Origin of the sequence: Actinoplanes sp. G11-F43, assembly GCF_050589265.1 — a bacterium.
Classification (GTDB): Bacteria; Actinomycetota; Actinomycetes; order Mycobacteriales; family Micromonosporaceae; genus Actinoplanes.
In genome coordinates, this window is the sequence record NZ_JBNZCE010000022.1 from 78,381 (window position 1) to 89,839 (window position 11,459).

An 11,459-nucleotide genomic window follows, 5' to 3' on the forward strand; every position below is an offset into this window, starting at 1 on the left:
GCACACGTCCGATTCGTTCACCACTTAATTCACAGGAAAGGTTCAGCTCCCGCCACGATTGATCAACTAGCTCGTTTCCCTCTGAGGTGGATGTGACGGAGGGAACAGAGATGCGCGGTTTGATCAGACTGTGGCTGTCGAGCGTCGTGGTGTTCGGGGCGGTGATGACCGCCAGCCCGGCCCACGCGACGCCCCCGGCCCCGGCCGCCGGGGTTCACTTAACATTCCGGGAATGACGTGGCCGACGGCTCCGGTGATCTACGAGATCGGCACCTGGCCGTGGCTGGCCGGCCTGAGCCGCCGGACCGGCCGCCGGGTCACCCTCGGCACCGTGCCCGCCGAAGTGTGGGACGAGATCACCGCCGGGGTCGACGCGGTCTGGCTGATGGGCGTCTGGGAACGCAGCCCCGCCGGCATCACCCTCGCCCGGGCGGCGCTGCCCGGCCTGGACGGCGACGATGTGGCCGGTTCGCCGTACTGTGTGCGTCGCTACCGGGCCGACGAACGGCTCGGTGGCCCGGCCGGGCTGGCCGAGGCCCGCGCCCAGCTGCGGCGCCGGGGCGTCAAACTGATCCTCGACTACGTGCCCAACCATGTGGCCCCCGATCATCCGGCCCTCACCGACTACCCCCGATGGTTCATCCAGGGGTCCGCGGCCGACCTCACCGCCGATCCCGGGGCGTGGTTCGAGCGACAGGACCGGATTCACGCGTACGCCCGGGATCCGTATTTTCCGCCCTGGCCGGACGTCGCCCAGCTGAACGCCTTCGACCCCGGCCTGCGGGCGGCCACCGCGGCCACGCTCACCTGGATCGGCGGGCAGTGCGACGGCATCCGCGTCGACATGGCCATGCTCATGATCAACGAGATCTTCGCCAAGACCTGGGGTTCGTACGCCGGCCCCGTCCCGGAAACCGAATTCTGGCCGACGATCATCGGGCGGGTGCGGTCCGTCCACCCCGGTCTGATGCTGATCGCCGAGGCGTACTGGGACACCGAATGGCAGTTGCAGCGGCAAGGCTTCGACTTCTGTTACGACAAGCGCCTGTACGACCGGCTGGTGCACGAGGACGCCGCGTCGGTGCGTAAACACCTGGCGGCCGACCGGGACCATCAGGACGGCCTGCTGCGCTTCCTGGAGAACCACGACGAGCCACGCGCCGCCGTAGCCGCGCCCGGTGCTCGGGGGCGGGCCGCGGCCATCGCGGTCGCCACCCTGCCCGGCGCCACCCTGTGGCACGACGGCCAGTTCGAGGGCCGCCGCATCCGGGTGCCGGTGTTCCTGGGCAGTCATCCCGACGAGCCCACCGACCCCGCCCGGCAGGCCTTCCACCAGCGTCTCCGGTCAGCGGCGGCCGCGGTGCGGGGCGGCGAGTGGCGCCTGCTGGAGGTGGCCGGCTGGCCGGACAACCCCACCCACCGCGACATCCTGGCCTGGTCGTGGGAGCAGGACGCGGCCCGGCACCTGGTCGTCCTGAACTTCGGTGATCGTCCCGCCCAGGCCCGGATCCCGCTGCCGTGGCCCGGCCTGCCCGGCCGGTCGTGGACCCTGACCGACCTCCTCGACGACCAGGTCTTCACCCGGGACGGCGACGAACTGGCCCGCGACGGCCTCTACGTCGACCTGCCACCCTGGTCCGCCCACGTCCTGCGGCATGCGGAGGCGTGATGGACGACCTGGAAAGCCTTGTCTCCCTGTGCCCGCCGCCGGTCGCGGGCGCGAAGTGCCATGCGTCGATCGATGAACAACGGGGTGGGGTGCCTGAGGATCATCGTCGCCTGATCTCGACATACGGGGCCGGGTGTTTCGACGAGTTCCTCTGGATATACGGCGACGTCGACAGCAACCCGAATCTTGACATCAGAACGCGGGCGGCGGCTGCACGATCCGACCTGGCCACATATGGGGGCCGTCATTTCCAGGCGCGCCTGGACGGGTTGGGGATCTCCGTGGAGGATCTCTCGAAGTGGGGAGCGACGGACAATGGTGATTGGCTGCTCTGGGTCACCACCGGAAGCCCGGACTCGTGGTCGACGCTAATCCTGGAGGTGCGTCAACGCGATCTGTTGCTCGTTCCCCGGACGTCGACCAGAGTGATCCTCGATCTTCTGACCGGCGGGCTGGTCACTTCAATCTTTCCAGATGACTTCCCCAGTCGTCAGCCGTCATTCAGCGCGAGACCACCGGTGGGCTGATCGGAATGAAGCCATGGGTGCGTTCTTTCGGAGGGCCGCTGCTCCTCATGCCGTCAGATTCAGTGCACCTATGGTCTGGTTCCTTCGGCTCGAACGGTGACGACGAGGTGGATGAGGAGGAGACGGATTACTGGCGGCTCTCCGAGTCGGTTCAGGACTACGCCGAGCCGGTGGATCTCGGCGGGGCCGAGGCATTGGCCTTGGCTAACGGTAGTAGTCCGACCACGTTTCTTCCGGACCATGGCCTGATAGTTCAGGAAATGGGCAGCGGGACGAGGAGGGCCCGGGGCTGCTCTTCGACGCGGAGGGGTCGATGCCGACTCGCGCTGTACCGCTGGTCGGCTGGCGTACATTGTGCGTACGATCGGGTCATGGAGGCCAAGGCGGAGCGGCTGCATCTGCGGGTGGATGCCGGTCAGAAGGCGTTGTTGGAGGCTGCCAGTCAGGCGGCGGGTGCGAGCGTGTCGACGTTTGTGCTGAAGGCTGCGACCGAGGCCGCGGCTGACGTGCTGGCCGACCGCCGGGTGTTCGTTTTGACCGAGGATGCGTGGCGGGTGTTCGACGAGGCGCTGGAACGCCCGGAGCAGGATGTCGCCGGTCTGCGCGAGCTGCTGACCGGCCCGACGGTCCTGGATGACGGCCCGCCGGCCCTTCACGACGGCCCGGACGGGGCGCGCGGATGAGTTGCCGATTCTCCCCGGTCGAGCCGCTGGCCGCGGCGCATGTGACGAGCGGCTTCGACTGTGGCTCCACCCCACAATCCGTCTGGTTGACCGAGCATGCCCTCCAGTCGCATCGAGCCGGGCTGTCCCGGGTGTACGTCGTCGGCGACGCCGGCCACCCGGATCAGCGGGTGGTCGGTTACTACGCCATCGCCGCCGGCAGTGTCGCTCCGGCGGATGCCTCGCCCCGGCTGCGGCAGGGCGCCGGGCGGTACCACCAGCCGGTCGTGATCCTGACCAGGCTGGGTGTCGACCGTGCCGCCCAGGGCGCCGGCCTCGGCCGGGCGCTCGTGGTCGACGCGCTCCGTCGGATCGCTGTGGCCGCCGAGGTCATCGGGGTGCGGGCGGTGCTCATCCACTGCGAGACCGAAGCCGCGCGAGACTTCTACCTGCGACTGGCGAAGTTCGAGTCGAGCCCCACCGACCCGATGCACCTTCTGCTGCTGATGAAGGACCTACGCCGGGCCCTCGCCGGTTGACGTGGAGATGAGCCTCAAGGCGGGATTCGAGCCACGGGGCGCGGCTGCCTGAACCGGGGATGACGTTGCCGAGGCGGGTCGTGTGGCCATGGCGGAGAACTCCCTGACCGGCGAGTGCCCGTGCCGCCGCCACGCGGAAGCATGACGGCCACCGGCTCCCCTGCCATGGACCGCCGAATCCTGGACGTTGACCGACCTCCTGACCGGCCAGACCTCTTCGTGAGTCTCCCCATGGGCCGCCCGTGTCCGGTCGGCGCATGCGGCCTGAAATCGCATTCGAGTCTCGCGTTCCTATAGCATCCTTGGTATGGCCTGGGGAGCTGTCGAGTTGGAACCGGAAGTGGAAAAGTGGCTGGAGAGCTTGCCGACTGATCAGTTCGCGCACGCGGCGTTCTATATCGATCTACTTGCCGAGCAAGGGCCCCTGCTGGGGGAGCCGTACACGAAGCAGCTTGACCGAAAAATTGTGAGCTGCGGTTCCATATCGAGCGGAGAGCGGTTCGGATCACGTACTGGATCGCTACCGACAAAAGGATCATCTTGCTGACGGTTTTCCACAAGGCGAGAATGCGGGATGAGCGGGAGATCAACCGGGCACGCCGAGCGTTGGCGCGGTGCATCGACGAGGCGCATGACATTGCGGATGAGGAGGACTAGGCCATGAGTGAGAGTGGCGGTTGGGCCGCGATGAGGGAGCGGCGGATGGCTGAAGCCGGTGCTGCTGAGGCGTACGACGCCGCGCGGTTGGCGTTCGAACTCGGCCGGTCCGTTCGTGAGCTTCGGGAGAGTCGTGGCTGGAGTCAGGCGCAGCTGGCGAAGGCGTCCGGTATGACTCAGCCCGCGGTCGCCCGATTCGAGGCGGGCGGGACGGTTCCGACCCTGGCGATTCTGGAACGGCTGGCGGCGGCGCTGGAGATGAGTCTCAAGGTGGGGTTCGAGCCGCGGGGTGCGGCTGCCTGAGAACCGCGGGTCGTGTGCCTATGGCGGATGGCATAGGTGGGGGCTGACCGACGCCAGATGTGGCGGGCCCGGGTGGCCGACAGGCTTGATCCGTGATCGAGCTGCGGGAACTTACCAAGAGATACCGGGACCGGGTCGCCGTCGACCGGGTCAGCGTTACCGTGCCGTCCGGGCGGGTCACCGCCCTGCTCGGGCCGAACGGCGCCGGCAAGTCGACAGTCATGCGGCTGATGCTCGGGCTGGACCGGCCGACCTCCGGGACCGCTCTCGTCGACGGCCGCCGCTACGGCGACCTGCGGAATCCGCTGCGGCTGGTCGGCGCCCACCTGGACGCCCGTGCCTTCCACCCCCGGCGCAGTGGGCGGGCCGGCCTGGTCGCGCTGGCCCGCTACAACGGGCTGCCCCGCGCCCGGGTGGAGGCCGTGATCGACGCGGTCGGGCTGGACACCGTCGCCGGGTGGCGGGCCGGCACCTACTCCCTCGGGATGGCGCAGCGGCTCGGGATCGCCGGGGCGATGCTTGGCGACCCGGCCACCGTCGTCCTCGACGAGCCGGTCAACGGGCTCGACGCCGACGGGGTCCGCTGGGTGCGCGGGCTGGTCCGGCGGTGGGCGGACGAGGGCCGTACGGTGCTGATCTCCAGCCACCTGATGAGCGAGGTGGCCCTGATCGCCGACCGGGTGGTGGTGCTCGGCCGGGGTCGCCTGCTCGCCGACGCGACGGTTGCCGACTTCACCGCAGGGCGGGCCGCGACCGTCGAGGTGGCGGCCGCCGACGAGGAGTCGTTCCGGCTGCTGGTGACGGCGCTGGGGGAGCACGCCGAGCGGACCGGCGCGGACCGGCTGCGGGTCGGCGGCCTGACCGCGGCCGACGTCGGGCTCCGGGCGCAGCGGGCCGGCGCGGTGCTGCGCGAGTTGCGGACCGAGGTGCCGAGCCTGGAGGAGGCGTACGTGCGCCTGGTCGAGGACCAGACCGAGTACGTGGCGGTGGCGGCATGAGGAACGCGATCACCGCCGAGTGGGGCAAGACCTGGTCGCTGCGTTCGCCGTGGTTCTGTGTGGTGGCGGCGGTGCTGCTGACCGTGCTGATGTCGGCGACGCTGGCCAACGACTTCCGCTACGACCTGGCGCAGGGCCGGGTGACCGGCACGCTGCCGGTTCTGGATCCGCTGTCCGCGGCCGTCCAGGTCGGGCAGTTCGCCCTGGTCGCGCTGGCCATGCTGATGGTCACCGCGGAGTACGGCACCGGGGCGATCCGGTCCACCTTCCTGGCCCGGCCGCGCCGCCGGGACGTGCTGCTGGCCAAGACCCTGGTCGCCGCGGTCACCGGGTTCACCACCGGACTGGTTTCGGCGGCGGCCGGCTGGGCGGTGGCCGCGCTGCTGCTCGGCGAGCACGCGGCGCCCGGTGACCCGGTGGCGGCGTGCCTGCGGCTGGCGGTGGTGGCGATGCTGGCCTGTGTGCTGACCGTCGCCACCGGATTCCTGCTGCGCAGCGCCGCCGGGACGCTGACCACGATGTTCGTGGTGCTGGCCGGGCTGCAACTGATCGACTTCCGGGTCGGGCAGTACCTGCCGGCCGGCGCGTCCGTCGCTTTCGGGGCCGGTGACGGCGTACGCCATCTGCTGGTTCTGATCGGCTGGGCCCTCGCCGTCCAGATGGCGGCCGGGGTCCTGCTGACCCGCCGGGATGCCTGAGGTCTTGTGTGGAAGACCGCACTCGCGGGGTCTTCCACACAAGACCTAGGCTGTCGGGATGCACGGGTGGGGCCAGTGGTACGTGCCGGCCGCCGCGGCGGTGATCGCCGGTGGCTACCTGTGCGGGCGTCGCGATCGCACCGGGGTCGCCGTCGCGCTGATCGTCGTGATCGAGGTGGCCGCCGCGATCGCCGTGGCCGTCACCCAGGACGTGCTGTCCTGGCTCGGTGACCAGGTCGTGGTGGTGCTGGCGGTGTTCGCGGCGGTGACCGGCGCCTACCGCCGGCTGCGCCACGAATACGCCGAACAGGGCTGGGCGCACGCCCGGGACGCCCGGCTGCACGAGCGCGCCCGGATCGCCGCCGACCTGCACGACACCCTCGGGCACGACCTGGCCCTGCTCTCCCTGCAGGCGGCCGGCATCCAGGTGACGGCCACCGACGACGACACCCGGCAGAAGGCGGCGGCGATGCGGTCGGCGTCGGCGGCGGCCATCGAGACGGTACGCCGGATCGTCGATCTCCTGGACGTCACCGCCGAGCCGGACGCGGCGGCGGTGCTCAGCCGGGCGCGGGAGGCCGGGATGGATCTGGCGGTCACCGGCACCGTGCCCGGTGAGCCGTTCACCGCCCGGCTGCTGGCCGAGGCGCTGTCCAACGCGGTCCGGCACGCGCCCGGGGCCCCGGTGAGCGTCACGTTCACCGGCCGGCGGGTGCGGGTGGAGAACCCGCTCCCGGCCCGCCCCACCACGGATGATCGCACCGGTTCCGGGCTGGCGATGCTGTCCGGGCGCCTGGAACGGGCCGGTGGCCGGCTGCGTACCGAATCCGCCGGAGGCTCTTTTCGGTTGTCCGCCGTGGTGCCGGCCGGAATGGACCGGGACGGCCTGACCGCCGACCACCACGACCGGCGGCACCGGGTACGGCGGATGCTGGCCGGGACCGTGGTGATCCCCGGCGCGGTGCTGCTGGTGGTGGCGTCCGGCTTCTACGCCTGGGCGGTGCGGGACGCGTCGATGGACGACCGGGCGTTCGCCGGGCTGTCGATCGGCATGCCCGCGGAGGAGGCGGCCCGGCTGCTGCCCGGACGGCAGGCGCCGGTGCGCTTCGGGGCGGTGGACGAGCCGGGATGCCGGTACTACACGGACGGAAACTTCCCCTTGGCGTACGGGAACTACCAGGTCTGTCTCTCCGGCGGCCGGGTGTCGCGGCTGCGTGATTCGACGGGGCGTGACCGGTGATCCGGGTTCTCATCGCCGACGATCAGCCGCTGGTACGGGCCGGGCTGCGCACCGTGCTGTCCGCCGACCCGGGCATCGAGGTGGTGGCGGAGGTCGCGGATGGCCGGGAGGCACTGGCCGCGGTCGAGCGGGTCCGGCCCGACGTGGCGCTGCTCGACATCCGGATGCCCGGGATGGACGGCCTGACCGCGGCCGAGTCGCTGCGGGCCGGTCATCCCGCCCTGCGCGTCATGATCATCACGACGTTCGGGGAGGACCGGTACATCGCCCGCGCGATCGACGCCGGAGTGCACGGGTTCCTGCTCAAATCCGACGACCCGTACGAGCTGATCGGTGGCATCAAGGCCGCGATGAACGGTGGCACGGTCCTGGCGCCCGCGGTGGCCCACCGGATCGTCCGGGTCCTGCACGGCGGCGAACTCCGCGACCGGCTGGAGGCCCGCAGCGGGATGGAGGCGCTGACCCCACGGGAACGGGAGGTGTTGGCCCTGCTGGGAGCCGGCCTGCCCAACGCCGAGATCGGCCGTCGGCTCCATCTCGCCGAGGGTACCGTGAAGATCCACGTGAGCGCGGTGCTCGGCAAACTGAACCTGACCAGCCGGGTCCAGGCCGCGATCTACGCCTACCGGGCCGGCCTGATCCCGCCTTCCTGACCGGGGCCCTCCAGCGTCGGACCAGGAGTACACTTTCCTGTACTTACTCGGAGGTGGAGATGCGAACGGTGAACTTCACACAGCTGCGACAGAATCTTGCCGCCGAACTCGACAGCGTGGTCGACGATGCCGAGGAGTTGATAGTGACCCGCTCCGGGCACGAGCCCGTCGTCATCGTTCCGTTGGCTGAGTACGAGTCGATGAAAGAGACGGAGTATCTGCTCCGGACTCCGAGTAACGCCGATGCCCTGCGTCGGTCATTGGCTGAGCTGGACCGGGGCGCGGGGCAGGAACGCGCGCTCATGGACCCGGGCGATGTGCGGGACGTGGCGTGAGGTTGGTCTTTTCGGAGACGGCATGGTCGCAGTACCGCAGGCATACCGATCGCAAACTGATCAAACGCATCAACGATCTGATCGAAGACATCATGCGAAACGGCTATCGAGGTATCGGTAAGCCTGAGCCTCTTCGCGGAGAGTTGTCCGGCCTGTGGTCCAGGCGAATCGACCGGGAGCACCGTCTCGTCTATCGCATCAAGGGTGATGACGTGGAGATCGCCGCTTGCATGTATCACTACGGCGACAGGTGACGAGCGCGGAGCGTGCCGACCAGGCCTCGACGCGCCGGTACAGCTATCGAGGACGTCGGTGGTCCAGCCGCTGATCGCGATGTAGCCCTTGAGCCCCGCGGCCGTGGCCGCCGCGACTGGCGGGAGCACGACCGTGACCGGATGGATCACGGCCCTGATCGGAGCGGTGACCAACGCCTGGTACTCGGGAAAGCACCGTGACTTCGGCGCGAACTTTCAGACGATCATGAATCCGACTGGTCTACCGATCTGGACCGCCGAGGCGATGCCAGCTCTTCGAAGTTAAGCGGGATTGAGGTGTCCCCGGTGGCGGCGGGTGGTCGCGGTGCGGGTTCGTAGCCGCTGGTTCTCTGGGTTACGGAATCCGTAGGCGTCACGGGCGACAGTTTTGATGACGCGGTTGGTGCCTTCTGAGCCGGCGTTGGTGATGCCGGTGTGCAGGAACGCGAGGATTTCCGGCCACCAGGTCTCGATCGTGGTCGCGAGGCGATGAAGTTCGGGCAGGTCAGAGCTGGCGCAGCGGGTGTAGAAGCGGTGCAGTAGCCGGGCGGTGGTTTCCCGGTCCGGGCGGGTACGGGCCAGCGCCAGCAGGTCGAGCAGGTCCTCTTTCGCGTTCCAGGCGGTCAGGATCGGTGCGCCGATCTTCGTCGGCAGGTTCTCAAGAGTGTCGGTCAGCCGGTCGACGTGTTCGGCACGCATCCGGGCTGCTGACCTGGTCAGCCGGTTGCGTTGCTGCCATTCCGGGTCGGTGGCCCGCCCACGCCGGCCGCGGTGCGTGACGGTCATACGGCGGCGGACCTCGGTGACGGCCCGGTTGGCCAGCTGCACGACGTGGAAGTGGTCCACGACCAGCAACGCATGCGGCAGCGCTTCGCGGATCGCGGCCTTGAACACGGTGCACATGTCGATCGCGACGGCCTGGACCTGCTCACGCCACGCGGTGGGACGCGCCGTCAGCCAGTCGGTCACTGCTTTGCTGGTGCGGCCCTCGACCTGGGCGAGCAGCCCTTGCCCGCCGCCGAGATCACAGAATCCGACGTGCCACCGGTCGACGAGGGTGGTCCACGACGCGGTGGCCTCGTCGAAACTCCAGCGCGGCTTGCCCCGGCGGACCTCGTCGATGCCCAGCACCGTGACCGGCCCGGGTTCGGCCGGCAACACCGTGGCGGCGTGCACGGTGAACGAGGCAGCCACGATCGGCCAGGACAGGCCCAGGTCACGCGCGGCCTGCACGATCGTGCGGTTGCCGTCGGCGACCGCCGCACCGGCGGCTTGACGCAGCCGGACGGTGATCCGGGCCCGTGCCGGAACCTGCGGCACCTGCTCGGTGAACGACTTACGGGGGCACCCGGCCTCGTCGCAGTGCCAGCGTCGTTTACGCCACCGCAGCCGGGCCATCCGCCCGGCCATCGGCGGATCGCGCGGCCGGGTCGTGGTCCACTGCTTCACCCGCACCGCCCGCAATCCGCACTGCGGGCAGCATCGTGCCTGCTCATCACCGGTGGACAGGTGGACGACGGGAGAACCGTCCGGGTGCAGCTCGACCCGATCGGCGACCAGGCCGTCCAGGCCCAACAGCCGGGTCGTATCGTTGACCATGCTCGCAGCTCTTCACTTGTGACTATCCGATCTAGACACTCAGATGATCACTGATGAGCTGCGAGCCCTCACGCTCGGGCCGGACTCAGCCGCAAACCCCGCTCAACTTCGAAGAGCCGCGATGCCCGGCCATCTGCACGACCTGAGCTGTGCCCGGGAACTCGGCGTCACCGGCGCTCTGAACTGGGCGGCCGCCGAACTTGAGCTGCCCGCGCTGGCCGACGCGGGCTACGAAGGTGCAGGTCTCGGTATCAAAACCCCAACCCGGCAGCCGGCCGACGGCAAACCCCTCGCCGTCGCCAACCGCACCGTGAACCGGCTGCTACTGCCTCGTCTTTGAACGTTGGCCGTGTAATCCGTCGGTTCTGAGTATGTTTCGGGCAGGCTGTTCCTCTCGCTGTTTGTGGGAGGTGATGCCGGGTGGGCCGACGTCCGGAAGTGTTCGTACGGGATCTGTCGATGCCGGAAGGTCAGCGGCTGCAGCGGATCACGCGGACCGGGAAGGATCCGGTCAAGCTGCGCCGGGCGATCGTCGTTCTGATGTCCGCCCAAGGCCAGCCCGCGGTGGACATCGCGTACCTGCTCAAGGCCACCGACGACTACGTCCGTGACGTGATCCACGCGTTCAACGAGCGGGGGTTCGACGCGCTGAACCCAAAATGGAGAGGGGGCACACCGAACAAGATCAGTGAGCAGGACCGTGACTGGATCTGCGTGATCGCCCGGTGTGACCCCCGATTCCTCGGACAGCCGTTCTCCTGCTGGAGCCTGTCCAAGCTGCGTGACTACCTGATCGCCACCGGCCGGGTCGCCACGATCAGCATCGAGACCGTCCGGCGGATCCTGCACGAACAAGGGGTGACCTGGCAGTCCTCGAAGACGTGGAAGGCCAGCAACGACCCTAACTTCGTCGCCAAGATGCGAGCGATCCTGGACCTCTACGACCATCCGCCCGCCGGCGGCCGAGTTGTCTGCGTCGACGAGTTCGGGCCGTTGAACCTGCAACCACGGCCCGGTAAAGCCTGGAAACCGCAGGGTAAGCCGGTCCGGTTGCGGGCCACCTATCACCGTGATCACGGGGTCCGGCACATGATCGCCAGCCTCGACCTGGCCACCGGGAAGATCCATTACCGGATCAGGGACCGGAAACGTTCGATCGAGTTCCTCGACTTCCTCAAGAGCCTCCGCAGGCGTTGGCCAAGCGAAACGCTGCACCTGATCCTGGACAACTTCTCCCCAGGGCCTCTGCAAGATAGAGGTATGACCGGATGATCGGTTTTGGTGTAGTCACGCCGGTATCGGGCGGTACGTAGAAGAGCGCGGCC

The 11,459-nt window shown here is 69.0% G+C and carries 14 protein-coding genes and 1 pseudogene; 14 read left to right on the forward strand and 1 reads right to left on the reverse strand.

Features of this window, described 5'->3' with window-relative positions; genetic code table 11:
• Window positions 1-232: 232 nt before the first annotated feature.
• The 12 genes and pseudogenes from ACQ0O7_RS25655 to ACQ0O7_RS25710 all read left to right on the forward strand — a co-directional run bounded on the left by ACQ0O7_RS25655 (window position 233) and on the right by ACQ0O7_RS25710 (window position 8,535).
• On the forward strand, window positions 233-1,669 hold the full coding sequence (locus ACQ0O7_RS25655) for an alpha-amylase family glycosyl hydrolase (RefSeq protein WP_430785074.1): 1,437 nt from the start codon (window positions 233-235) through the stop codon (window positions 1,667-1,669).
• Entirely contained in the window at window positions 1,669-2,196 is a 528-nt protein-coding gene (locus ACQ0O7_RS25660) for a hypothetical protein (protein WP_430785076.1), read from the forward strand. The genes ACQ0O7_RS25655 and ACQ0O7_RS25660 overlap by 1 nt, the downstream gene beginning before the upstream one ends.
• Window positions 2,197-2,201: 5 nt before the next feature.
• A pseudogene (locus ACQ0O7_RS25665) lies at window positions 2,202-2,447 on the forward strand (Imm21 family immunity protein); the annotation flags it as partial.
• Window positions 2,448-2,567: 120 nt separating this feature from the next.
• Window positions 2,568-2,879 carry a DUF1778 domain-containing protein gene (locus ACQ0O7_RS25670; protein ID WP_430785106.1) on the forward strand — a complete coding sequence of 104 codons (312 nt, stop codon included), beginning with the start codon at window positions 2,568-2,570 and terminating at the stop codon, window positions 2,877-2,879.
• An 86-nt stretch (window positions 2,880-2,965) separates the two neighbouring features.
• A complete protein-coding gene (locus ACQ0O7_RS25675) occupies window positions 2,966-3,397 on the forward strand; it encodes a GNAT family N-acetyltransferase (RefSeq protein ID WP_430785078.1) in 432 nt (143 codons plus the stop codon).
• Between the two features lie 702 nt (window positions 3,398-4,099).
• Window positions 4,100-4,357: a helix-turn-helix domain-containing protein gene (locus tag ACQ0O7_RS25680; RefSeq protein WP_430785080.1), complete on the forward strand. Its 258-nt coding sequence runs from the start codon at window positions 4,100-4,102 to the stop codon at window positions 4,355-4,357.
• 92 nt (window positions 4,358-4,449) lie between these two features.
• Window positions 4,450-5,355 (forward strand): ATP-binding cassette domain-containing protein, encoded by a 906-nt coding sequence (locus ACQ0O7_RS25685; RefSeq protein ID WP_430785082.1) that lies wholly within the window; start codon window positions 4,450-4,452, stop codon window positions 5,353-5,355.
• Window positions 5,352-6,053 carry a hypothetical protein gene (locus ACQ0O7_RS25690; RefSeq protein WP_430785084.1) on the forward strand — a complete coding sequence of 234 codons (702 nt, stop codon included), beginning with the start codon at window positions 5,352-5,354 and terminating at the stop codon, window positions 6,051-6,053. The genes ACQ0O7_RS25685 and ACQ0O7_RS25690 overlap by 4 nt, the downstream gene beginning before the upstream one ends.
• A 58-nt stretch (window positions 6,054-6,111) precedes the next feature.
• Window positions 6,112-7,293 carry a sensor histidine kinase gene (locus ACQ0O7_RS25695; RefSeq protein WP_430785086.1) on the forward strand — a complete coding sequence of 394 codons (1,182 nt, stop codon included), beginning with the start codon at window positions 6,112-6,114 and terminating at the stop codon, window positions 7,291-7,293.
• Entirely contained in the window at window positions 7,290-7,946 is a 657-nt protein-coding gene (locus tag ACQ0O7_RS25700) for a response regulator (RefSeq protein ID WP_430785088.1), read from the forward strand. The genes ACQ0O7_RS25695 and ACQ0O7_RS25700 overlap by 4 nt, the downstream gene beginning before the upstream one ends.
• Before the next feature lie 59 nt (window positions 7,947-8,005).
• A complete protein-coding gene (locus ACQ0O7_RS25705; RefSeq protein ID WP_430785090.1) occupies window positions 8,006-8,281 on the forward strand; it encodes a type II toxin-antitoxin system Phd/YefM family antitoxin in 276 nt (91 codons plus the stop codon).
• Window positions 8,278-8,535, forward strand: a complete 258-nt coding sequence (locus ACQ0O7_RS25710; protein WP_430785092.1) for a Txe/YoeB family addiction module toxin — start codon at window positions 8,278-8,280, stop codon at window positions 8,533-8,535. Before ACQ0O7_RS25705 ends, ACQ0O7_RS25710 begins: the two co-directional genes overlap by 4 nt.
• 282 nt (window positions 8,536-8,817) lie before the next feature.
• Here ACQ0O7_RS25710 and ACQ0O7_RS25715 read toward each other — a convergent pair whose 3' ends face one another.
• Complete coding sequence (locus tag ACQ0O7_RS25715) at window positions 8,818-10,134, reverse strand: ISL3 family transposase (RefSeq protein WP_430785094.1); 1,317 nt, start codon at window positions 10,132-10,134, stop codon at window positions 8,818-8,820.
• 121 nt (window positions 10,135-10,255) lie between these two features.
• Here ACQ0O7_RS25715 and ACQ0O7_RS25720 point away from each other — a divergent pair, with 121 nt between their 5' ends.
• Window positions 10,256-10,474 carry a hypothetical protein gene (locus tag ACQ0O7_RS25720; RefSeq protein ID WP_430785096.1) on the forward strand — a complete coding sequence of 73 codons (219 nt, stop codon included), beginning with the start codon at window positions 10,256-10,258 and terminating at the stop codon, window positions 10,472-10,474.
• 80 nt (window positions 10,475-10,554) lie between these two features.
• The gene (locus ACQ0O7_RS25725; protein ID WP_430785098.1) at window positions 10,555-11,406 is read left to right on the forward strand and encodes an IS630 family transposase; all 852 of its coding nucleotides are present in this window, start codon (window positions 10,555-10,557) and stop codon (window positions 11,404-11,406) included.
• Window positions 11,407-11,459: the final 53 nt, after the last annotated feature.

What these genes read in the sequence shown, in the direction of transcription:
- ACQ0O7_RS25670 (WP_430785106.1), top strand. Translation starts at nt 2,568, where the DNA reads ATGGAGGCCAAGGCGGAGCGGCTGCATCTGCGGGTGGATGCCGGTCAG.
- ACQ0O7_RS25720 (WP_430785096.1), top strand. Translation starts at nt 10,256, where the DNA reads ATGCCCGGCCATCTGCACGACCTGAGCTGTGCCCGGGAACTCGGCGTC.
- ACQ0O7_RS25715 (WP_430785094.1), bottom strand. Translation starts at nt 10,134, where the DNA reads ATGGTCAACGATACGACCCGGCTGTTGGGCCTGGACGGCCTGGTCGCC.
- ACQ0O7_RS25680 (WP_430785080.1), top strand. Translation starts at nt 4,100, where the DNA reads ATGGCTGAAGCCGGTGCTGCTGAGGCGTACGACGCCGCGCGGTTGGCG.
- ACQ0O7_RS25660 (WP_430785076.1), top strand. Translation starts at nt 1,669, where the DNA reads ATGGACGACCTGGAAAGCCTTGTCTCCCTGTGCCCGCCGCCGGTCGCG.
- ACQ0O7_RS25695 (WP_430785086.1), top strand. Translation starts at nt 6,112, where the DNA reads ATGCACGGGTGGGGCCAGTGGTACGTGCCGGCCGCCGCGGCGGTGATC.
- ACQ0O7_RS25690 (WP_430785084.1), top strand. Translation starts at nt 5,352, where the DNA reads ATGAGGAACGCGATCACCGCCGAGTGGGGCAAGACCTGGTCGCTGCGT.
- ACQ0O7_RS25705 (WP_430785090.1), top strand. Translation starts at nt 8,006, where the DNA reads ATGCGAACGGTGAACTTCACACAGCTGCGACAGAATCTTGCCGCCGAA.
- ACQ0O7_RS25655 (WP_430785074.1), top strand. Translation starts at nt 233, where the DNA reads ATGACGTGGCCGACGGCTCCGGTGATCTACGAGATCGGCACCTGGCCG.